General features: G+C 49.2%; 21 protein-coding genes. 14 read left to right on the forward strand and 7 right to left on the reverse strand.

Annotated features, from left to right (window positions below):
- Nucleotides 1–108: 108 nt before the first annotated feature.
- Nucleotides 109–1,851, reverse strand: coding sequence for a glycoside hydrolase family 3 protein (locus tag FRZ59_RS06575; protein WP_132130091.1), 1,743 nt, complete (start codon nt 1,849–1,851; stop codon nt 109–111).
- Nucleotides 1,852–1,913: 62 nt separating this feature from the next.
- Between FRZ59_RS06575 and FRZ59_RS06580 the strand changes: the two genes are divergently transcribed.
- Both FRZ59_RS06580 and FRZ59_RS06585 read left to right on the forward strand, forming a co-directional pair.
- A complete protein-coding gene (locus FRZ59_RS06580; RefSeq protein WP_158640552.1) occupies nt 1,914–2,486 on the forward strand; it encodes a porin family protein in 573 nt (190 codons plus the stop codon).
- Nucleotides 2,487–2,582: 96 nt separating this feature from the next.
- Nucleotides 2,583–3,236 (forward strand): porin family protein, encoded by a 654-nt coding sequence (locus FRZ59_RS06585; protein WP_132130089.1) that lies wholly within the window; start codon nt 2,583–2,585, stop codon nt 3,234–3,236.
- A 201-nt stretch (nt 3,237–3,437) separates the two neighbouring features.
- Here FRZ59_RS06585 and pyk read toward each other — a convergent pair whose 3' ends face one another.
- Both pyk and FRZ59_RS06595 read right to left on the reverse strand, forming a co-directional pair.
- Entirely contained in the window at nt 3,438–4,871 is a 1,434-nt protein-coding gene (gene pyk / locus FRZ59_RS06590) for a pyruvate kinase (protein ID WP_132130088.1), read from the reverse strand.
- A 63-nt stretch (nt 4,872–4,934) separates the two neighbouring features.
- Complete coding sequence (locus FRZ59_RS06595) at nt 4,935–5,351, reverse strand: IPExxxVDY family protein (RefSeq protein WP_132130087.1); 417 nt, start codon at nt 5,349–5,351, stop codon at nt 4,935–4,937.
- A gap of 109 nt (nt 5,352–5,460) precedes the next feature.
- On the opposite strand from FRZ59_RS06595, the gene FRZ59_RS06600 reads away from it, so the two are divergent.
- The 8 genes from FRZ59_RS06600 to FRZ59_RS06630 all read left to right on the forward strand — a co-directional run bounded on the left by FRZ59_RS06600 (nt 5,461) and on the right by FRZ59_RS06630 (nt 10,799).
- Nucleotides 5,461–5,697, forward strand: a complete 237-nt coding sequence (locus tag FRZ59_RS06600; protein WP_132130086.1) for an acyl carrier protein — start codon at nt 5,461–5,463, stop codon at nt 5,695–5,697.
- 23 nt (nt 5,698–5,720) lie between these two features.
- Entirely contained in the window at nt 5,721–6,974 is a 1,254-nt protein-coding gene (gene fabF / locus FRZ59_RS06605; RefSeq protein WP_132130085.1) for a beta-ketoacyl-ACP synthase II, read from the forward strand.
- 12 nt (nt 6,975–6,986) lie between these two features.
- A complete protein-coding gene (rnc, locus tag FRZ59_RS06610) occupies nt 6,987–7,715 on the forward strand; it encodes a ribonuclease III (protein WP_132130084.1) in 729 nt (242 codons plus the stop codon).
- 25 nt (nt 7,716–7,740) lie between these two features.
- Complete coding sequence (locus FRZ59_RS19750; protein WP_349290831.1) at nt 7,741–8,280, forward strand: YicC/YloC family endoribonuclease; 540 nt, start codon at nt 7,741–7,743, stop codon at nt 8,278–8,280.
- 20 nt (nt 8,281–8,300) lie between these two features.
- Nucleotides 8,301–8,606: an endoribonuclease YicC domain-containing protein gene (locus tag FRZ59_RS19755; RefSeq protein WP_349290832.1), complete on the forward strand. Its 306-nt coding sequence runs from the start codon at nt 8,301–8,303 to the stop codon at nt 8,604–8,606.
- A gap of 600 nt (nt 8,607–9,206) precedes the next feature.
- Entirely contained in the window at nt 9,207–9,779 is a 573-nt protein-coding gene (gene gmk / locus FRZ59_RS06620) for a guanylate kinase (RefSeq protein ID WP_132130083.1), read from the forward strand.
- The gene (nadD, locus tag FRZ59_RS06625; RefSeq protein WP_132130082.1) at nt 9,780–10,355 is read left to right on the forward strand and encodes a nicotinate (nicotinamide) nucleotide adenylyltransferase; all 576 of its coding nucleotides are present in this window, start codon (nt 9,780–9,782) and stop codon (nt 10,353–10,355) included. It begins immediately after the preceding gene.
- Nucleotides 10,356–10,370: 15 nt separating this feature from the next.
- A complete protein-coding gene (locus FRZ59_RS06630; RefSeq protein ID WP_132130081.1) occupies nt 10,371–10,799 on the forward strand; it encodes a hypothetical protein in 429 nt (142 codons plus the stop codon).
- Between the two features lie 131 nt (nt 10,800–10,930).
- Here FRZ59_RS06630 and FRZ59_RS06640 read toward each other — a convergent pair whose 3' ends face one another.
- The 4 genes from FRZ59_RS06640 to FRZ59_RS06655 form a co-directional block, all read right to left on the reverse strand.
- On the reverse strand, nt 10,931–11,800 hold the full coding sequence (locus FRZ59_RS06640) for a glycoside hydrolase family 73 protein (RefSeq protein ID WP_147698255.1): 870 nt from the start codon (nt 11,798–11,800) through the stop codon (nt 10,931–10,933).
- 65 nt (nt 11,801–11,865) lie between these two features.
- Entirely contained in the window at nt 11,866–12,504 is a 639-nt protein-coding gene (locus FRZ59_RS06645) for an O-methyltransferase (protein ID WP_132130079.1), read from the reverse strand.
- 1 nt (nt 12,505) lies between these two features.
- Nucleotides 12,506–13,735, reverse strand: a complete 1,230-nt coding sequence (locus tag FRZ59_RS06650) for a M16 family metallopeptidase (protein WP_132130078.1) — start codon at nt 13,733–13,735, stop codon at nt 12,506–12,508.
- A 113-nt stretch (nt 13,736–13,848) separates the two neighbouring features.
- Nucleotides 13,849–15,300 carry an alpha-L-fucosidase gene (locus FRZ59_RS06655; protein ID WP_207910330.1) on the reverse strand — a complete coding sequence of 484 codons (1,452 nt, stop codon included), beginning with the start codon at nt 15,298–15,300 and terminating at the stop codon, nt 13,849–13,851.
- Nucleotides 15,301–15,381: 81 nt separating this feature from the next.
- On the opposite strand from FRZ59_RS06655, the gene FRZ59_RS06660 reads away from it, so the two are divergent.
- The 4 genes from FRZ59_RS06660 (at nt 15,382) to FRZ59_RS06675 (ending at nt 23,013) form a co-directional block, all read left to right on the forward strand.
- On the forward strand, nt 15,382–16,416 hold the full coding sequence (locus FRZ59_RS06660) for a LacI family DNA-binding transcriptional regulator (protein WP_132130077.1): 1,035 nt from the start codon (nt 15,382–15,384) through the stop codon (nt 16,414–16,416).
- 185 nt (nt 16,417–16,601) lie between these two features.
- Complete coding sequence (locus FRZ59_RS06665) at nt 16,602–19,985, forward strand: SusC/RagA family TonB-linked outer membrane protein (protein WP_132130076.1); 3,384 nt, start codon at nt 16,602–16,604, stop codon at nt 19,983–19,985.
- 14 nt (nt 19,986–19,999) lie between these two features.
- Nucleotides 20,000–21,808 (forward strand): SusD/RagB family nutrient-binding outer membrane lipoprotein, encoded by a 1,809-nt coding sequence (locus FRZ59_RS06670; RefSeq protein ID WP_132130075.1) that lies wholly within the window; start codon nt 20,000–20,002, stop codon nt 21,806–21,808.
- A gap of 20 nt (nt 21,809–21,828) precedes the next feature.
- A complete protein-coding gene (locus FRZ59_RS06675; protein ID WP_225975226.1) occupies nt 21,829–23,013 on the forward strand; it encodes an ROK family transcriptional regulator in 1,185 nt (394 codons plus the stop codon).
- Nucleotides 23,014–23,035 lie beyond the last annotated feature (22 nt).

Below are 23,035 nucleotides of genomic sequence, written 5' to 3' on the forward strand. Positions count from 1 at the left end.
TTTAACCGGCATTTCAATCGTTTTCTTAAAATTTTTCCTGTGAAGCGTTGCGGCCACCATTAGTCGTACACCCACGGGTAAGTACTACGTGGCGGTTCTAACCGAAACTCATTGAAAGATCATCAGCCCGGCGCCCGCTTTAAAATGTTCGTTCACCGTCACGGGCAATTTGCCCCGCGGGCGAAGTTCCTTGAGAAAGTAAGCGGCCGCTGCTTTTTCCGTGAACGGGGAGTTTTCATAAGCAACAACAAGCACGCGGGCATTTTCAATGCCTTTTAATTGATTAAGGGTATAGGCGTTGGCCATAAGGGCGAAAGAAGTTTTGGGAAGGCTGCTCAGGCGCGTAATGAAATGCAGTACCGGGTCGGAAAAATCAAGCAGGCTGCGGGGGCGGCTGCGCTTATCATGAATTCCCACGATCACCCGGTCAAATTGGGTTAATTTTGCTTCCAGGCGGGCAATCTCGCCTTCCCCGGCCGATTTCTGCAGCACAAAACTGCTTACTTTTTTTCCGGCCGCCAGTTTTCGCTGAAAAACGGTCCCGAAGTCGCTCCCGATGGAAATAACGGCCGTCGTGAGCAAGGGCTCGGGAATGGGGAAATAACTGGGTGGGTTATCCCGCAGCAGGGTCAGGGATTCGTCGGCAAGGCGCTGTATGAGAACGTCCGCCTCCCGGCGGTTCAGCGCGGCAAAGAGCTGATCCGTATCAACCGGCTGGTAATTGTCCAGGCCGGCCCATTCTTTTGCGGCCAGGATGCGCTTCACGCGCGCGTCTATTTCTTCCCAGGTGATCACGCCCCGGCGGATAGCTTTCCGGATAGAGCTAATGGCCAGTTCCACATCTTCGCTCAGCTCTATGAGGTCGTTGCCAGCCGCCACTGCCATCAATTCAACTTCCCCGGTAGGAAAATTCCGGGTAACCCCTTTCATATTCATAGCATCGGTGAAAACAAGGCCCTGAAAATTGAGTTCCTCACGCAGCACGCCGGTAATGATGGGCCTTGAAAGCGTGGAAGGGAGGTTGGGCGTTTTATCCAGGGCGGGAATGTTCATATGAGCTACCATTACCCCGCTGATTCCCCGGTTGATCAGGTAACGGAACGGGTACAGCTCCAGGGAATCCAGGCGTTCCCGGCTGAAGTTAAGAGTAGGCAGGCCCAAGTGGGAATCCACGTCCGTATCGCCGTGGCCCGGGAAATGTTTGACCGTGGCCATAATGCCGCCGTCCTGCAAACCGCGCATATAAGCAAATCCTTTATCGGCTACCTTATACATGTCCTCACCGAAGGAACGATAATTGATCACGGGATTATTGATGTTATTATTTACATCTACCACGGGCGCAAAGTTCACATGCATCCCCAGGCGCTTGAAATCCTTCGCTATCTGCTGGCCCATATTATAGATGAGTTCATTATTGCTGATCGCCCCCAGGGTCATCTGGTAAGGATAAGAAACCGTACTGTCCAGGCGCATGCCCACGCCCCATTCCGCATCCATGGCTACCAGGGCTGGAACCTTGAGCAGGGACTGGTAACGGTTGAGCAGGCGGCTTTGCTCAACGGGGCCGCCCTGGAAAAAAACAATGCCCCCTATTTGCTCCTTTTCGATTAATTTCGCTAATTCCTCATAGGATTTTTCATCTCTGTTCGAATAGGCGGGCACCATAAAAAGCTGGCCTATTTTTTCCTTTTTTGAGAGCGTATTGAACACGGAATCCACCCAGGGAGTGCTTACCGCCAAAAATTCAGGTGAACCGGCTTCTTTTATTTTATTATCTTGGGCATGGATTTTGATTGTACCCAGGATGAAATAAAGCAAAATCTGGAAGGGGCGAATCGAAGTTTGCATTTGTCCGTGTCTACGTATTAAATTTTGCTAATATAACGAACATTTAAAAAATGATGCCAATTATGAAAAGAGTACTACTTGCAGCCTTTGCCTTGATGCTTGGCACTGCTGCATTTGCCCAAACCGACTTCGGGATCAAAGCGGGGCTGAATTATACCAAGACAAGCCAGATAACCCTTGATGGGAATTCCGCCGATTTTAAACCCGGCTTCCACGCGGGCGTATTCGCAGACATCAACCTCCTGGTGATCGGTATCCGGCCGGAGATACTGTATTCACAAAAAGGATTTGAGATTGACGGAGAAGACGGAACCCTGGAGTCTACCCTGAATTATGTGGATGTTCCGGTAATGGTAAAACTTAATCCTGCTCCCATCATCAGCTTGTATGTCGGGCCGCAGATATCCTTTCTCCTGGGAGAGGATTGGAAAGAAGACCTGAGTGAGACATTTGACCCCGAGAGCAGCAGTACGGAATTTGCCGGGGTGATCGGCGCCGGCGTACGCCTGGGCAAGCTGGACCTCGGCGCCCGCTACAATTTCGGGTTGTCCAAGGTTGTAGAAGATGAGCGGTTCGATAATTTCGATAAAGGCCGTAACCAGGTAATTCAGCTTTCAGTTGGAATTGTGCTTTAGCGCGTTTTCTAATAAGAGAACCCCGGGCGATCGTCCGGGGTTTTTTTTTGGCATAGTTTTTCTACTACCCTATCCGGTTTATTAAAAAATCGAATTATGAAAAAACTATCATTTTTAATAGTAGGTCTGCTTCTGGGAAGTAGCCTATTTGCACAAGAAGCGAAATTTGGAATTATGGGCGGCGTTAATCTCGCCAACCTTACAAAAAGCACCGGTACGGACCTGTACGGTGAAGAATACAATGACGAAACCTATGGGAACATGGTCAAACCAGGGCTTGCCCTGGGTGTATACGCAAATATTCCCTTCCCGGGGAATGACGTGGTAAGTCTTAACCCGGAATTGTTTTATTCCCAGCTTGGGGCCAGGTATGAATCCGATAACGGCGACGTGGAATTCAACAGAAACCTTCATTTTATTGAACTTCCCGTATTATTAAAATTCAATATCGTGCCCGCTTTCCATGTTATGGCAGGCCCCAGCTTTTCCTACCTGATGGGCGGAAAAGATAAGTTTGAAGGAGAGGGGACTGTTTTTGGCGTGGATATCAGTTCCGAAAGCGAGCAAGACCTGGATATGGATGACTTTAACCGGGCAAGTATAGGCGGTGTAATCGGCCTGGGCTTTGACGCTACCGAAAACTTCAAGGTATTCGGGAAGTATGGGCTTGGATTTACCGATATGTACAAGAGCGATGATTCGGAAGCCTTCAATTCCAATATCCAGGTAGGCGTCGGTTATAGCTTCTAAAACCAGCGATTGATAACTATTTCAGGGGCGCGAAGAAAAACCGCTCCAAAAAAAAACTCCGGTATAATTTCCGGAGTTTTTTATATCAGCACAATTTAATCAAAACGGGGCAAGGGTCGAGCGAGACGAATTTTTTCGCCTCATATCAAAGATACAATTCATAAATCATTTTTGGAAATGAATTTTTCTCCCCCGCCGCATTTATTCGATCACCGTCAGGCGGATCGTATTAGTACGTCCTCGCTCCTGGATAGGCGCCGAAGCAGTATTGATAACCACGTCTCCTGTTTGGATGAGCCCGCTGTTTTTCAGGATCTCGGTCACGTCCTTGATGGTCTGGTCGGTACTTTCAAATTTATCATAATAAAAGCTGCGCACTCCCCATACCAGGCTAAGGGCGTTGAGCAGGTGCTTATTACCGGTAAAGATATAGGTCATGGCCCGGGGCCGGTGACTGGATAGCTGGAAAGCCGTATAGCCTGAATACGTCATTCCGATAATGGCGCTCGCCTTCGTTTTCTGGGCCAGGAAGCAGGCGGAATAACAAATGCTGTCGAACAGGTACGTTTCCGATTCCTTTCCCAGTTCGTTGAAGGAGTTATACGGGTAATCTAATTGTTCTATATGTTCAATAATGCGCTGCATCGTCTGAATCGCCAGCACGGGGAATTGGCCCATCGCTGTCTCATTACTCAGCATTACCGCATCCGCCCCGTCAAGTACTGAATTGGCGACGTCATTCACTTCTGCGCGCGAAGGCCGCGGGGTATTGATCATGCTTTCCATCATCTGGGTGGCAATGATCACCGGCCGGCAATTGTCAATGCATTTTTTAACGATCATTTTCTGGACCAGCGGCACTTCCTCCATGGGAATTTCCACGCCCAGGTCGCCGCGCGCTACCATGACCCCGTCCGTCGCCTTTATAATAGCGTCGATATTTGCGATAGCTTCCGGCATTTCAATCTTCGCCACTACTTTGGACTTTTTGTCCGCGGCGGCTATCTTCTTTTTCAGGTCCACGATGTCTTCGGCTTTCCGGACAAAGGAAAGCCCTATCCATTCCACTTCCTGGCTAAGTACAAAATCCAGGTCGGCAAGGTCCTTTTCGGTCAAACTGGGACAACTGATCTGGGTGTTAGGAAGGTTTACCCCTTTCCGGGAAGAAAGAACCCCGCCATGAACTACCTGCGCCAGCACCGTGTCTGCCTTATTGGTTTCAATAATGCGCATCTGCAGCTTCCCGTCATCCAGCAGGATCAGTTCGCCGGGGGCCACGTCTTTAGGGAACTGGTCGTATCCCCTGATCTGGACTTTTTCCCGCGTTCCCAGGAATTCGTTAATGGTAAAGGTGATAATATCCCCCTCAGTCACTACCGTGCTGCCCCCGGTTACCTCCCCGATCCGGATCTTGGGGCCCTGGAGGTCGGCAAGGATGCCCACGCTGGTACCTAGTTCTTCGTTCAGTTGACGTATCAGCTGTACGGTTTCCATGTGATCCTGATGGCTTCCATGGGAGAAATTGATACGGGCAATGTCCAGCCCTGAGCGGAACATGCCGGTTAAAACTTCCCTGCCGCGGGAAGCAGGGCCGATTGTAGCTACGATTTTGGTTCTATTGTGGGGAATATTCATATTGTAAGAAATACACGTTGTGTTGCAAAAATAACATCTTTAAACGAATATAGGTCATGGCAATTAGAACAACAAGTTCTCACGTGATCGTAATTTGTTGGGATCCAGGGTAAAGGCGCTTTGAATCTCCTGAATGAGCTTGATCTTTTTTGCCAGTACAGCGCCGCCGTCCCTTTCCGGCAAATTGTAGATCAGCATGAAAAAATCAATCTCCTTTTGTTCAGGAATCAGATATCCGTCCGTTCCCTTGTTGCCCAGCAGGTAGAAGTCGGTTTCGCTTTCCTCTATATAGAAATAATATTTCGGGAAAAACATTTCCTCCTCCTGTTCATTTTTCAGGAGCAGGTCTTCTTCCCGTTCGAGATTCATTTTCAATTGGTTATTTAAGAACCAGCACAAGCGGTAAGCGCGCATGGGCGAAATAATCCCTATCAGCGCGAAGTCAAAATCATAATTGACCCGTAAAATTTTTTTGTTCAAGACCGAAAGATTATATTCGTGGAACGAAATTATAAAATTTGCATGTGGACAAAGAAATACCTTTCTTTGCACAAATTTTTTAAAAATAATTCTTTAATCCCTAAAAACTATGTCGGATATCGCATCAAGAGTAAAAGCTATCATCGTTGAGAAACTAGGCGTAGATGAAAACGAGGTGACACCGGAAGCAAGTTTCACCAACGATTTGGGTGCCGACTCACTTGACACGGTTGAGTTGATCATGGAGTTTGAAAAAGAATTTAACGTAGCCATCCCCGACGAGCAGGCTGAGACCATCCAGACAGTCGGACAGGCGATCGAATATCTCGAGAAAAACGTTAAGTAACAAAAATCTTTTAAAGGAATTGAATGCAGTTGAAACGAGTTGTAGTTACTGGGCTTGGTGCACTCACCCCGGTCGGTAGTACCGTTCCAGACTATTGGGACGGTTTAGAGAACGGGGTAAGTGGCGCTGCCAAGATAACCCGTTTTGATGCTTCCAGGTTCAAAACACAGTTTGCTTGTGAGCTAAAGGATTTTAATCCGGAAGATTATTTTGACAGAAAGGAAGCTCGCAAGCTGGATCCTTTTGCGCAATATGCGATCGCTTCCACGCAGGAAGCGGTTAACGACCTGGGAGTGTCTCTCAGCGAATTGAACACCGATCGCATAGGCGTTGTATGGGGAACCGGAATTGGTGGTTTGAAAACATTCCTGGATGAAGTGACGGCCTTTGCCAACGGTGACGGTACACCCCGTTTCAATCCATTCTTCATTCCTAAAATGATCCTTGACATTGCCTCTGGCCATATTTCTATGCGCTATGGTTTGCGTGGGCCGAATTATGCAACTACTTCGGCTTGCGCCTCTTCCAATAACGCGATTATCGATTCATTCTATCTTATCCGCATGGGCAAGGCAGACATGATGGTAACCGGCGGATCGGAAGCAATTATCAATGAAGTGGGAATAGGAGGGTTCAATGCCATGCATGCCCTTTCCACCAGGAATGATTCCCCGGAAACGGCTTCCCGGCCCTTCGACCTGGATCGCGACGGATTTGTTGCGGGCGAAGGAGCGGGAACCCTCATCCTGGAAGATCTGGAACATGCCAAAGCGAGGGGCGCCAAGATCTATGCCGAAGTGATGGGCGGCGGGATGTCTGCCGATGCACATCATATTACCGCTCCCCATCCCGAGGGCCGGGGAGCGCTCAATGTAATGAAAATGGCCCTGGAGGATGCCGGGATGACGGTAGATGATATTGACTATATCAACGTACACGGTACTTCCACGCCCGTAGGTGATCCGCAGGAAATTAAAGCGATTGTCGATCTTTTTGGCGAGCGTGCCTTTAATATTAATATCAGCTCCACGAAATCCATGACCGGCCACTTGCTGGGCGCCGCCGGTGCGGTAGAAGCCATTGCTTCCATCATGGCCATCCAGCGTGGTATTATTCCTCCCACCATTAACCATTTCACCGACGATCCGGCATTTGATCCGCGGTTGAATCTAACCTTCAACAAAGCGCAAAAGCGCGAAGTGAGGGCTGCTCTTTCCAATACCTTCGGGTTTGGCGGGCACAATACCTCCGTCATATTCAAGAAATACAATGAATAAATGATTTCGGTGATGCCGATTTCAAGTATATACAACTTATATATTTCCAGCGATAAAGAGTACGTACGAATACTGACCAATATCCTGGGATTTGTGCCCAGAAATCTTTCCCTCTACAAACTGGCTTTCCGGCACAAGTCAGTTGGAAACCACGTAAAAAAGGGGTTTAAAGATAGCAATGAGCGGCTGGAGTTCCTGGGGGACGCCATTCTCGGGGCCGTTATTGCCGAACTTCTGTTCAAGAAGTATCCTTTTAAGGACGAAGGCTTTCTTACTGAAATGCGGTCCAAGATCGTGAACCGCAATCACCTCAATCAGCTGTCGCGGAAACTGGGACTGGGACACCTTATCAGCTACGATAATAAATCGGCCAACCGAACCATCCAGCAGGGGTCTCTCCTTGGAGATGCCTTCGAGGCGCTGATCGGGGCCATTTACCTCGACAAGAACTACGCCGCATCCCGCAAGTTCATTACAGACCGTATCGTGAAGCCGCATATTGATATTGACACCCTGGAACAAACCGAGACCAATTATAAAAGTAAGCTGATCGAATGGTGCCAGCGGGAAGGGAGGGACGTCACCTTTGAACTGATTTCCGAAGAAGGAGAAGGCCGCGCCCGCCTGTTCAATATCCGGGTGCTGGTGGACAGCGAAGAATACGGCCAGGGACAAGATTATACCAAGAAAAACGCCGAGAAGATCGCTGCCGAACGGGCATGCGAAGTGTTGAATATATAAGAAAAGCTCAAATATGGTCCAATCAATGACGGGGTACGGCGCGCTGAAGCGGGAAGTACAGGGAATGAGGGTTAGCGTGGAGATCAAGTCTCTGAACAGCAAATACCTTGAGTTAAATCTGAAACTGCCGCGGCAATACGCCCACAAGGAGCTTTTCATACGGAACGAATGCAATAAACTGATTGAACGGGGGAAAGCCACGATCACCATTATTGCCGAACCGTTGGAAACCGCCCTGGTCTCGTCCCTGGCCATCAACGAACCGCTTTTAACCGCCTACTACCGCAGCCTGGAGCGCATAGCCACAGAACTTGGCGCCGATCGCTCCGAACTGCTGAAGCTGGCCCTGTCGATGCCCGAAGCCACCGGAGGCGAAGAAAATCAGGCCGGCGAAGAAGAGTGGGAAGCCACCTGGAACGTATTCCTGGAAGCGATCGCCGTCTTTAACCGTTTCCGCGCCGATGAAGGCGCCGTGCTGGATAAAGACCTTCGCTTACGGGTAAACAATATTAAAAATTACCTTTCGGAAATAGAGACCGCCGAACCTCAGCGCATCCCCTCATAAGGGAGCGGCTGGAAGGCCTCATGAAAGAATATGTAGGCTCCGAAAACGTTGACCAGAACCGCTTTGAGCAGGAACTGGTATTTTACATTGACAAACTGGACATTACCGAAGAAAAGGTAAGGCTCCGGAGCCATTGCGATTACTTCCTTTCGGTCCTGGACGACAAGGTATCGAACGGCAAAAAGCTGGGCTTTATCTCCCAGGAAATGGGCCGGGAAATCAATACCCTGGGCTCAAAAGCCTACGATGCTGCTATTCAGCAACTGGTCGTCCAAATGAAAGAAGAACTCGAAAAGATCAAAGAACAGGTTCTTAATTTAGTTTAACTTGGTTGCTTCGCAACTGTTTAAAGTTTAAAGTTTTAGAGTTGCTTCGCAACTGTTTAAAGTTTAAAGTTTTAGAGTTGCTTCGCAACGAGGTTGCTGCGCAACGGTTTAAAGTTCCAAGTTTAAAGTTCCAAGTTTGAAGTTTTTAGTTTGAAGTTTTTAGAGTTGCTTTGCAACGAGGTTGCTGCGCAACGGTTTAAAGTTTAACGTTCCAAGTTTCAAGTTTTTAGTTTCAAGTTTTAGAGTTGCTTCGCAACGGTTTAAGGTTCCAGGTTGCTTCGCAACAGTTTAAAGTTGCTGCGCAATCGTTTATTCTCCAGCTTGAAACGGAGACTAACTAACCAGGAAATCATAAACCATTTAACCCGGAACCTGGAACGCAACGCCAACTAAAAACTAAGAACTAGAAACTATAAACTTTTCCCTTTGAACTTTAAACCTGGAACGCAACACCAACTAAAAACTAAGAACTAAAAACTATAAACTGTTCCCTTAGAACGTTAAACTTGGAACCTTAAACCTTGAACTTTGAACCTGGAACTTTAAACTTTGAACTTTGAACTTTGAACTTTAAACTTTGAACTTTAAACTAAAAAAAAGGTGCAAGGCAAACTGATCATATTTTCGGCGCCGTCCGGGGCGGGCAAAACGACGATTGTCTGGCACTTGCTGAAGAAGTTTCCGGAGCTGGCTTTTTCCATTTCCGCCACGACAAGGCCGCCGAGGGCCGGGGAAGTGAACGGGAAGGATTATTATTTTGTGAGCAAGGAGGATTTTCTTCACCGGGTGGCCCGGCATGAATTCGTTGAGTTCGAGGAAGTTTATTCGGGTTCTTTTTACGGAACGCTCATGTCAGAGCTGGATCGCATATGGGAGGAAGGAAAACATGTGGTATTCGACATCGATGTCGAAGGCGGATTAAGGCTGAAACGTAAGTATCCGGATCGAGCTTTGGCGATATTTGTACAGCCGCCCTCGCTGGAAAGGCTCAGGGAACGGCTTTCAGGAAGAGGCACGGATACTGCTGAAAAGCTGGAGGAGCGGATTCAGAAGGCTTCCAGGGAACTTGCTTATGCGCCCCGTTTTGACACGGTACTGGTAAATGATCAACTAGACAGGGCCTGTCTCGAAGCTGAGCAGCTCGTTGGCAGTTTTCTTGCAAAAAAAACGTAAATGAAGGTCGGGCTTTTCTTCGGATCTTTTAACCCTATTCACGTAGGGCATATGGTAATAACTGGCTATATGGCTGGCTTTACCGGGGTGGACCAGGTATGGCTTGTTGTTTCGCCTCACAATCCCCTTAAAAACAAGGCGGACCTGATCAAGGCCTACGACCGTCTTGAAATGGCCCGCCTGGCAACGGAAGATGCGGTGGAGATCCAGGTCAGCGATATTGAATTCGGGCTTCCGCGGCCTTCTTATACCATCGATACCCTCACCTATCTCCGGGAACGTTATCCGCAGCATGAATTTTCCCTGATCATGGGTTCTGATAATTTATATTCCCTCAGGAAATGGAAGAACTACGAACTCCTTCTCCGGGATTACCGTTTACTTGTTTATCCCCGTCCCGGGTACCGGGAATCAGGCCTGGAAGATCATCCCTCGGTCCGGCTCACCAATGCCCCGCTTATGGAGATTTCTTCTACTCTTATCCGGAAATCCATTGCGGACGGCAAGAATATGCAATTCTTTGTACCTGAAAAGGTCTGGGATTTCATAGAGAAAAAAGGCCTGTACCGGCATTAACCTTTAACACAGCTAATGAAATTACTCGCGCCATTGATCCTTGTGCTGCTGGGAGCTTTTCAGCGCTGCAACGATGATGCGCTACATTTGCCGGACGGTCAGCTGATTCTTAAGGTAGATGAGACCTATAAAGCCGGCGAAATGGAGCTGCAGCTTAGCGGGATCAATGACAGCCGCTGTCCTGAAGGCGTCAATTGTGTCTGGGCAGGAGCTGCGGTTACCACTTTGGCCCTGAAGGCGCCCTCTTTTCAGGATACTCTGAAGCTTTGCCTGGGCGATTGCCGGCAACTGGGACTTCCCTTCCGGGAAAGACATAGCGATACACTTTCTGTGAATGGCCGGCGGTACGAGCTTAGCCTGCTGGAAGTGCTGCCTTATCCGGGCGCCGGGAAGGAAGGGGAGGATAAAACCGCCCGGTATAGCCTCAGGAAGCTTCCTGAGTAAATGCCATCACCTGGAAACCCGCAATTGCTGACCCGTAGAAATAGCATTGGAGGGAAGGCTGTTCCACTCCTTTAATTCATCCAGCGTAATATTAAAACGCTTTGAGATGGCATACAGCGTATCGCCCTGTTTTACCGTATAGTAATAATGAGAAATGCTTTGGGATTCCGTGGTTTCTTCGCCGGCCGGCCCCCTGCTGAGGAACGCTCCATTCCTTCCGGTTCTTTCGCCGGAGCAGATGCTTCCGATGAAGCGCTTGCGGTTTCAGCGGCCGTAGCAGACGCGTTTTCTGGCATTCCCGCCGGCGGGGCAGCGGCCCCTGATGCATTTTCTTTAACGGGAGCATCTTTCCCCGAAGCCGGCGCTGTGGCCAGGACTTTTTCCTTTTTCCGGTCGCGGGGGCGGTCAAAATAATAGAGCTCGTATCGTTCTACAAGGCTGATCAGCAGTTGTGGATATTTTGGATTGGTAGCGTAGCCTGCTTTTTTCAGGCCGTGGGCCCAGGCTTTATAATCGGTTGGCTTCAGATCGAACAGGAAGGCATAGCGCTGGCGTTTCAGGAACTCACTGTGATCGCGGTAGGAATCCCTGGCAGAAGGGTATACCCTGAAGCATTCGTTACGACGGTCGTCGTCCTTATAAGTTTTGCCGCCTTTCCAGTCAGAAGTACATTTAATGCCGAAATGGTTATTTGCCTGCCTGGCAAGCCTGCTGTTGCCGTTCCCCGATTCCAGTATTCCCTGGGCAAGTGTAATGCTGGCCGGGATCCCCGAACGTTCCATCTCCGCTACTGCCAGGCTGCTGTAAATGCGGATATATTCCTCTGTATCCAGTGAACGGGAAGGAGCTGCAGAAGGCCGGTTACCCGGGTGGTCGGCTCGCTCAGGGGCTTTGGCGGCAGGCCGCTTTCCCCTGTGTTTGCCGGAAGACGCATGCTTTTTCGAAGCGCAGGCGCCTAAAAACAGGGAGAGTAACACAACAAGTAATAAGTTCCACCTCATTAATAATGGTTTTCAACGAAATTACTGAACAGGAATGCGCAAAAAAAACCGCATTTATTAACAAATTAACGTTTTCTGGCGATCATAAGGCCGTCGCGGATGGGCAGCAGCAAGTTCTCTACCCGGGAGTCGGCTTGTACTTTTTCATTGAATTGCTGCATGTTCCGGGTTTCCTTGTCGGTGTTCCCGGCAACCACCGTGCCGTGCCGAAGCACATTGTCGGCAATAATAAGGCCGCCGGGGCGAACCTTTTCAATTACCAAATCATAATAAGCGCCGTAACTTTTCTTATCAGCGTCAATGAATACAAGGTCAAAGCTTTCCTGCAGGCCCGGGATGATCTCCAGCGCATTGCCAAGAAGGTAATCAATGCGGGTCCCATATCCTGACCGCCCGAAGTATCCCCTGACCATATCTTCGAGTTCCTCGTTAATATCAATGGTGATCAGCTTTCCGTCCGGCTTAAGCCCTTCGCACAGGCAAATCGCCGAATAACCGGTATAAGTGCCTATTTCCAATATCCGGGAAGGCTGCAGCAGTCGGCTGAACAAAGCCAGCGCTCTTCCCTGGAGGTGGCCCGAAAGCATCCGCGGCATGGGAACTTTCAGGTTTGTCTCGCGGTTCAGTTCCGCAAGAAGCTCACTTTCGGGGCTGCTGTGCTTTTCCGCGTATTCCGTTAACTTTTTATCGGTTAAATGTTCCATATTACTGAGGTATGAATCCTAATAAGCTCAGGTTGCGCGGCTCAAGCGCCTCATTCGCAACGTCCATGATATCAGCGGCGCTGACCCGGTCAATCTTTTCAAAGATCTCCTGCAGGCTGTCTATCCGGCCGTAGTCCAGCACACTTTTGCTCATGTAAATGATTACGGAAAGGCGCGCCTCTTCCGCAAGTGCGATCTGTCCTTTAAAACGCTCGCGCGCCTGGTATAATTGCGTGGTGCCCAAAGGCTGTTCGCGCAGCTTTTTTAGTTCCCGGTGAATCAGCTTCAGGCATTTATCCGCTTTTTCCTTATCCGTTCCAAAATAGATAGAGAACAGCCCCGTATCGCTCATTGGCGAATAGCCCGATTCTATGGTGTAGCAAATGCCGTGTTTCTCTCGCACGGTTAGATTAAGGCGCGCGCTCATGCTGGGTCCGCCGAGCAGGTTGTTCATCAGCAGCATAGCCGTTTTCTTCTCATGATCAAGCGGATAGCTTCTTCCGCCGAGCATAAAATGGGCCTGAAAAATCGGCTTTTTCTCTGTTTTTTCTTGAGGATGATAGCCGTTCACCGGCAGGCGCTTTCGTTTTGCGGCATTTTCAGGGATCAGGCCGAAATGTTTCTCGCAAAGCTGCCTGATCTTCGCATGAGGCGCTCCGGAAGAAATGCCTATGACCATCTCATGGGTGGAATAATTATCCTGGCGGAAGCGGAAAATATCTTCCCTTGTGAATTCGGGAATACTTTCCGGCGTTCCCAGGATATTGTTTCCAAGGGGATGATGCCGGAAAATGATCTCTTCGAAGTCGTCATTGATCTGCTCCTCCGGAGTGTCCCGGTAGGAGTCCAGTTCATCCAGGATCACACCCTTTTCTTTCGCAAGCTCACCTTCCGGGAAAGTGGAGCGAAAAAGCACATCGCTCAGCAGGTCCAGCGCGCGGTCAAGGTGAGCGCCCAGGAAAGAAGCATGAATACAGGTTTGTTCCTTCGTCGTATAAGCATTTAAATCTCCGCCCACCGCTTCCAGGCGATTCAGTACCTGGAAGGTGTTCCGCTTCAGCGTCCCCTTAAACAGCAGGTGTTCGATAAAATGGGCCAACCCCGTTTTGTCATCCGGTTCATCTCTGGAACCCGAATTGATCACCACACAGGCATGCACAATATCCGTATTGCCGGCCGGGTTATGCAAAACACGAATACCGTTCTTTAATGTAAAAAGGGAATAACTCATTTGAACCCGCAAAGATACAAAATCCAGCAGCATCAAGCACACTCCCCCTTGCCCTGCACACCCCCAAATCTAAAAACTATAAACTCATTAAACCTGAAACCTTAAACCTGAAGCTAAAAACCCGTCCCCAAATACAAACCCAAACCGGATAAAACCGGCCCCGGTTTCGAGTCTGTAATATTGATCCGTACCCGTGAAGTCTTTACATTGGGGAAACGCAGCAGCCTTTTATATCCGATAGTCGTCTGCCGGTCCAGTTCCCTGAATTCCTGTTGCTGCTCATCCCAAATTTCAATGCTAAAAGACTTTACCCGCTGGCCGGCAGCAATATATTCCTGCAATTCCAGCCGGTTGAACTCCTTTACGCCGCCCAGGTCAAGTGTGAAAGACGCGGAGGTAGCAGCTTTTCCCGGGGTCCAGAACGTATGGAAGTCCCCGTCGGTCAATTTCTTCAAAGAGGCTGTTTTGCCGGATTCACTGGTGATTTTCGCGTTTTCGGCCAGGTTTTCGTCAAATGTATCATCCAGGTTCCTGCGTAATTCCATCAGGCGGGCCGAATCGTTCGGATGGATCAGGCCCTCGCGGTTAACGGGGACATTCAGCAGAAGATTGGCATTCCTTCCTACCGAGCTGTAATAAATATCCAGCAGATGCTCCAGCGACTTTACTTTATCATTGGTAGAAGGACTGAAAAACCAGCCCGGCCGGATGGAAACATCTGCTTCCCCCGGTACCCATTGCCGGCCTTCCGCCTGCCCCTGGTTCAGGACTTCCCGAGCAGGGGCCTTGGTCCCCGGTTCAAACCCCTCGGTATTAATGGTACTCCAGTTGGTTTCTCCCGCAATTCCATTCTCATTGCCGATCCATCGGCAGCCCGGGCCCACGTCGCTGAAAATTAGCGCGTCCGGCTGGTATTTATGAACAGTTCCGTTGAACAGGTCCCAATCGTAAACCTGCCTTTTCCCGTTGGGCCCTTCGCCATTGGCGCCGTCAAACCAAACCTCGAAAATGTCGCCGTAACCGGTCAGCACCTCGGTGAGCATGTTCACGAATACCTGGTTATATTCCGGGGTGCCGTAAGCCGGATGGTTCCTGTCCCAGGGCGAAAGGTAGACCCCCATTTTCAGGCCGTATTTTTTGCACGCGGCTGACAGTTCCCGGAGTACGTCGCCTTTTCCATCCTTCCAGCCACTCTCCTTTACTGTATGCGTGCTGTATTTGCTGGGCCACAGGCAAAAACCGTCATGATGCTTGGCCGTGATAATGATCCCTTTCATGCCGGCCTGCTTCGCCACGCGCGCCCATTGTTCCGCATCCAACGCAGTGGGGTTGAATACTTCCGGGTCTTCGTCTCCGTGGCCCCATTCCATATCGGTAAACGTATTCGGCCCGAAATGGATGAACATATAATATTCCATTTGCTGCCATTCCACCTGTTGCGGGGAGGGAAGCACCAGCCCTTCTGTGCTGATTTCCTGATTGTTAACGGCAGTTTCCTGCCTGGTCGTTTTGCAGGAGGCCAGCACGGTCATTACGCAGCAAAACATTAAAAATTTTCGACTCATTATGTTAGACTTATTTTCAAATATACAAACATGAAAATAATCTGCTACCTTTAAAATCTAAACCAATGTGATTTCGATTCTATGCCTGAACAAAAGATATCTATAAGAGATATGGCCGACCGCCTGGGCGTTTCCCCTACGACCGTATCTTTCGTACTGAACGGGAAGCAGAAAGAAAAAAGGATCAGCGAAAAAGTAGCCAAGCGGATCATTGCCATGGCCAAAAAGCTGAAGTATGAACCTAATCATATGGCAAGGGGGCTACGGACCGGGAAAACAAAGACCATCGGCCTGATAGTAGAAGATATTTCCAATCATTTTTTTGCCCATATTGCCAAGGTGGTAGAACACCGCGCGCTTCTTCATGGTTACCGGGTACTCTACTGCAGTACCGAAGATAATATCAAAAAAGCCCGGGAGCTGCTCCAAATGCTCAAATACCGCCAGGTTGACGGCTTTATCATAACTCCAACGGCTTCCCTTGAAAACGAGATCAGCATGCTGCTGGAAGAGAAGCGCCCGGTAGTCCTCATAGACCGTTACCTGCCCGGACTGCCCGTCAGTTATGTCATAGCCGATAATTTCACCGGCTCCTACCAGGCCGTTACCCATCTCATTAAGCAGGGATACCGGAAAATAGGTTTTATCACCACTACATCCGGCCAGATGCAGATGAAAAGCCGCTTTGACGGCTATCAGCAATCCCTGCATGACCGCGGCATTCCCTATAACGAGGACCTTGTGCTGAGAATTCCTTTTGGAGGAGCCCGCTCAAATGCGCCCCGGACGATCATGGAAATGCTGGAAAAGCAGGCTCCGGAAGCGCTGTTCTTTGCCACCAATTACCTGGGCATCTGCGGAATAGAAGGCATTAAAAAATTAGGCATGCGCATGCCCGGCAATGTAGCCATAGCCAGTTTTGACGAACATGACCTTTTTCGCCTTCATGATCCCGGTATTACCTGCATTGCCCAGCCCATAGAAAGGATTGCGCGCAAGGTGGTGGACATCCTGGTCAGCGAAATGGAATCCGAAAGTGATCGTACTACGACCCAGATCATGTTGCCGCCAAAACTGGTGATCCGGGGGTCTTCGGCCGGCCGGAATAATTCCTAAAATCCTTCCTTCTATTTTTACGTCTCCAGGAGATATAAGAACAAACTGTGCCTATCTTATTAAATTTTTTTAAAAAGATTTTGAGGTACGAAAAAATGTTTGTTAAATTTGTGTTAGTTTAATGTTAAGTAAGAGCGAACTTTTCAAATCAAACCAAACACCTGTTTTTATTAAAACCTGATTTCATGATGAAAATGTACATTTTAAAACGAAGCTGGATTATTGTGCTGGTGCTGATAAGTGCAATAGATGCCTATGCTCAAAAAGTGGTAACCGGCAGGGTAACTGACGGCGCCGCGCCCTTGCCCGGCGTAACCATTCTTGAAAAAGGAACAAGCAATGGAACACAAACCGGTGAGGATGGATCCTTTTCCATTTCCGTTTCTTCCGAAGCCGCGGTGCTGGAATTTTCCTTTCTGGGATTTCAAAACCAGGAAATAGCGGTAGGCGATCAGTCAAGCCTTGATGTAGTATTGACGGAGGATGCCGAACAATTGAGTGAAGTAGTAGTAACTGCATTGGGCGTTGAGAAGGAGAACAGCCGGCTGGGTTATTCCGTTACCACGGTCGACGGGAGCGACCTTGCCCGGACCAATACGGTAAATCCTATTACCGCCCTGCAGGGGAAAGTAGCCGGGGTGAACATTAATGTAATGGGATCTTCCGGGGTGCAAACTTCCCCAAGTATCCTCATACGCGGGGTCACCTCCCTCTCAAAAAATACCCAGCCCATTTTTGTGGTGGATGGGATTGTCATCGAAAATAACCGGTTCGGAGCGGATGACGGCGTTGACTACGGTTCGCAGCTCAAGAATCTGAACCCGGATAATTACGAATCCATCACCGTACTGAAAGGTGCGGCTGCCACCTCGCTCTATGGTTCCCGCGGAATAAACGGCGCCATCGTCATTACCAGTAAAAAAGGGAAAGGAGGCCAGGGCCTGGGCATTGAACTAAACTCAACGTACACCATTACCCGTGCCTATGAGAATTCTATCCCGCTGCAGAATGTATATGGAATGGGCAGCCCGTTTCTGCGGGAAGGAAATTTCAGGCCTGACGGCACCACCAATCTTACCTCTTATAGTTTTGGGCCCAGAATGGACGGCCGGATGTATCCAGCCTTATATAATAGTGATCTGCAGGTGCCGTTTTCTCCCCGTCCTGACAACTGGCGGGCATTTTATCAGGACGGAGGCTTCCTGAACAATAACATCGCCCTCAGCGGAGGAAGCGAAAAATATACCTACAGGATCTCTTATTCAAACACCAACAATAAGGGTATCCTGGTCAATAATAAGCTGCAAAGAAACGCTTTTGACTTCCGGGCCTCGGGGCAGCTGAACAATGTGTTCTCCATAGACGCAGGCTTAAACTATGCGAATACGAGTACGACCAACCCCTACGGACAAAACCGTTATTCCTGGCCGGGCGGCACCAATGTGGGCTTTATGACCTATTATGCCCTGCCAAGGAATGCCGATTTGGCTACCTGGAGAAAAGACTACCGTAACCCGGACGGATCGGTACGTAACTATGGATATTCCTTGTGGGACGGGCAGCTGATGTCCTCATTCAGCCGTTTTGACAACCGGAATGAAGAACGAAATGAAAACTCCGTATTGGCCAACCTGCAACTGAAGGCTCAGGTGAATCCCTGGCTGGATTTCAGCGCCCGCGGTAATTTTAACTTCTACAAAATTTTTACCGAAGTAAAGGAAAAAGGGAACGGCGCCGGGGGAACGGGCGGATATTACGGTCTTAGCGGCAGTTATAATTCGTCCTATAATATGCTTATTTCAGGCCATGCGACTGCCTCCGCCATGGACGGCGACCTGGGAATGGACTTTCGCGTACTCAATGAAATTTACGGGAACAGCATTTCCGAAACGTATAGCAGGAATACCAGGGGCGGGCTCATCATTCCAAATGAGTTTATCCTGGGTAACTCCGTATTGAATACCATCGATGCCGGAAGTATCAATTATACTTACGCCACCCCATCCAACAGGGTTATAGGTATAGCGGGTATCGCGAATTTTAGCTATAAGGATTTCTTAAATCTGGAATTGACGGCCCGTAATGACTGGGTTTCCTCGCTGACCTATCCTGAAGGTTTTGCCGGGGCGAATAACTATTCGGTCTTCTATCCTTCCGGAAATGTTTCCTATTCTTTTGTTGATCACTTCCGCGAAGGCATGCCGTCCTGGCTTTCTTCCGGCCGGTTAAGAGCATCGCTCGCTTTTGTAGGCACTGGTACGGAACCCTACGCAACCAGTTTCTCGGGATTTATCCCTTCGGTGATATTTGACCAGGACGGTAATTCCATAAGTATTGCATCGCAGCAAAACGCGAATATCCTGCCTAACCCGAACCTGAAGCCTGAAATTCAGCGGGCCATTGAGCTGGGTACCAATTTCGGTTTGTTCGATGATAAGCTTACCGTGGATTTCGCCTATTATAAGACAAATACCTTTAACCAGATATTAACTATTCCCGGCATCCAGGAAACCGGCTACAGTAATATGCGTATCAATGCCGGCGATATTCAGAACCAGGGTATTGAATTGCTGGTAAGCGCCAATCCCGTGAGAACCAAGGACTGGAACCTGGATATGGCCTTTAACTTTACCCGGAACAGGGGTAAAATAAAGGAGTTTTACCCGGGCATTACTTCCTACGCGCTGATGGGGAACTATGACGGCGCTTCCGTGTATGCTTATGAGGGAGGAGCCTTCGGCATGCTTTCGGCTGAAAAAGGGGCTTACGTGGATACAGACCCGGCATCCGGCTTACCCCTGATCCGTGTCGCCGACCGTATCGTGGAAACAAATCCCGATTCGAAAATGGACGTAGCCCATTATGAATACGTTTACGACACGTACGATACAGAAAAGCCGCGTGAAGACATAGGGTCCATTGAGCCCGATTTCCTGGCCGGGTTCAATACCTCCTTACGGTACAAGAACTTCTCCCTGTATGCACAGGTAGATTCAAGGGTAGGCGGTCTGCTTTATTCCGAGTCTTTCAACTACGGAATGGGAAGAGGAAATCCCGAGGCTTCGCTCAGGTTCAGGGATAGGGAACACGGAGGGATGGAAAGAACCGATTCCTATACTGGCGAAACCGTTTATGACGGCGCTATTCCCGATGCCGTTTTTGATCAGGGGCAAACCAGCCCGATTACCGGCGCCGATATCAGCGGGATGACCTTCCGCGAGGCTTATGATCAAGGATTGGTTGAGCCCTGGAAGGCCGGAATTTATTATCCTTATACTTTTGGGTGGGGAACCAATTTAAACACCAATGGTTCGGTAACTGAAAATACCTGGGTAATGCTGCGGGAAATATCGCTGACTTACCATATTCCAACGTCCTTATTAAGCAAGATAAAGGTTGGAGGTGCGAGCCTCCGGTTTACCGCCCGTAATATCCTTTATATCTACAACGGGCTGAATGCGAAACAAAACCCGGAGTCGTTGCAAAGCAATAATCCTTTTAACCCGGTAATCACCGGAGGGGTTCCATTCAGCCGTAATTACGGACTCAGCTTAAATGTTACATTCTAATTGCAGGAAAGAAGATGAAAAAGATAAATATATTCATAATAGGATTAAGCCTTGTCGCGGTATGGACTTCCTGCCAGAAAGAATTGCAGGAGATCAATACCAATCCTAACCAGTTAAATGATTCCAGGCCGGAATTCTTATTTACCAACGCTACGCTGAACTTCAACCTCGAAGGCCGCAGCCAGCTTTCTACCAGGTACAGCAGTGTGATGAGGTACATGCAATACATCGTAAGCGACGGAGCAGATAAAGAAGGCCTTGAGTCTCCTTACTGGGACGCGTCTGAAACCGCCGGCCCGAATCCGGGCTTTAATTACTACGCGGATTACTACAATGGCGATGGAAGGGACCTGCATCGTATCATCGAAAAAATCGATATGATGGATGAAGCGCAGCAGGCCAGCTACGCGAATATCAAGGCTATTTGCCGCATCCTGGACACCTACCAGGCATGGAGAGTTGCGGACGTTTACGGCGCCATGCCTTACTCCCAGGCGTTCAATCCAGTAGAGTTTCCGCTGCCGGCATACGACTATGATTTTGGCCTTTACCAGGTTTTTGATACCCAATTAAAGGAAAGCGCTGCAGTATTGATGGCGAATAGCCCTAACCAGGTAAATCTTGCGAGGCAGGATTTCTTTTACGGGGGCGATACGGGGAAATGGCTGCGGTTTGCAAACACCCTGCGTATCAAAATTGCGCAGCGGTATGAAGAAAGAGACCCGGATCAGCTTGCTTCCGTATTAAATGATATTGAAGCTAATTTTGACGGGCAGATCATTTCCGCTAATGAGGAATCGTTCGGCTACAGCCACCCCCGTGACTGGAATAATAATGTGGATGACATTAACGTGATCCTCTTCGAATACAATGCCGCTTATCCGTTTGTGGAATTCCTGAAATCCACGGCCGACCCCCGAATTGCGTTTATGGTTCGAAAGAACGATTTTGGTACTGAATTTTCAGGTTATACGAATGTTCAGCAGAATGGCGACGCTGCGGCAAAGGCTGCATTGCTTGAACCCGAAAACCAGGTGCGCTATTGGGGTAAGCATGTGTTTTCCGCATCGCGGGAGCCGGAATACGGAGCTACCGGCGCTGACAGGTTTAAAACCTTCACGGTAGAAGGAGGAACACAGGATCTCGGATTTCTTTCCGCCATTCAAAGCCGGTTGTTTGTAAAGAACGGCGGCTTCGGGGGATTTGATTCGCGTTCTTCAAGGGATTTAATGCATTCAGACGAAACCTATGTGGACGGAAGCACTATTAAAATGAGGATGCCTTACCTGAGCTATGCCGAAACCTGCTTTATGATGGCTGAGATTGCCGCTAAGGGAGGAAACGGCCTTGGAAAAGGCGCTTCTCAATGGTATAACGACGGCGTTACCGCCTCTTTCGAACATTATAAGACCATCGGGGTGGCCACCAATATACCCGGCGCCGCAAGTGTGGAGCTGGGAGACTTCCTTAGCCGTTACCCTTATAACGGCCTGACCAGTATCTACTCGCAGGCCTGGGTGCATTTCCTGATCCAGCCTGAAGAAGCATGGGCCATGTGGAAACGTACAGGGTATCCGCAGTCGGTGGATTTCAGAAGCGGACAACCCAGCCCGATTGGAGATGGTTCCGGTATCGCTTATCTTGAGAACCTGTGGACGGGATCGCAGAACCTGGTTGTTCCCAGGAGAATGCCCCTTCCCGAGCCCCAGGATCAGAACAGGGAAAACTTTAACAAGGCCATACAGGATATGACGGAAAAAGATGCGGCTTACGGAGTTTCAACGAACGATACAAAGGGCAGGATTTGGTGGGATGCTAATTAACCCGGTAAATAAACATGCGCTTGAAAGACAAAAATAAGGAATTAAAAAACAGGGTGCTGAAGCAGCTATACTTCCGCCAAAGCATGTCTCATGCAGACCTGAGCGCGCTGATCAATAAGAGCCTTCCCATTGTTTCGAGGGCGGTCAGCGAACTGATAGAAGAAGGATTGGTTGTAGAACAGGGTTACGCCCCCTCCAGTGGGGGGCGGCGTCCCCTGATCTATTCCCTTCGACCTGACGGCATGTTCGTCCTTTCGGTAGCCATGGACCAGCTGTCCACGCAAATGGTCATGGTAGATATGCTTAACCGGCCGGTTACGGATACGGAAACGTTTGACCTGGAATTGCCCCGCAATTCCCCGGCGCTTTCTACGCTTACTGATCGCATCAAAGCATTTATAAAAAAATCCGGCATACAAAAGGAGAAGATAATCGGGGTAGGTATAGGCATGCCCGGTTTTGTAGATCCTCAGAAAGGCATCAATTATACTTTTCTGGACGCCGGGGAAAGCAGCATCCCGGGATATATTTCCAATGCGCTGGATTTACCGGTATATATTGATAACGATTCCAGCCTGGTGGCTCTGGCGGAATTAAAGTTCGGCGCGGCCAAGTCTCTGGAAAACGCGATGGTTGTCAATATGGGCTGGGGAATTGGCCTGGGAATGATCGTGAACGGGGAATTATTCAGGGGGCATTCCGGCTTTGCCGGGGAATTCAGCCATATTCCCATTTCTGAGAACGGCGCTTTATGCGGCTGCGGCAAACGGGGATGCCTGGAAACCGAATGTTCCCTGCTGGTGGTGGCCCGGAAAGCACGTGAGGAAATAACCGGCGGGCGGGTATCCAACCTGCAGTTTTCAGTGAATGACCCGCCGGAAAAAATAATTGAAGTGGTTACGGAAGGCGCCCGCAAGGGTGATCAGCTGGCGGTGGAATTATTTTCCGATGCGGGTTATGTCATTGGAAAAGGACTGGCTATTCTCATTCATATCATGAATCCCGAAGTGATCATACTCAGCGGGAAAGGAGCGGCTGTGGGAAGGATATTACTGGCTTCGGCGCAGCAGGCCCTGCATAAGTACGCGATTCCCCGCCTCGCGGGAGCAACTTCACTGGAAGTTTCAGAGCTTGGCCCCAATGCAGGGCTCATTGGCGCGGCGGCGCTGGTAATTGATAATTTTGATAAAATAAGGCTTTCCTGATAATAACGTAAATGAAATACTA

The organism is Anseongella ginsenosidimutans, assembly GCF_008033235.1.
GTDB lineage: Bacteria > Bacteroidota > Bacteroidia > Sphingobacteriales > Sphingobacteriaceae > Anseongella > Anseongella ginsenosidimutans.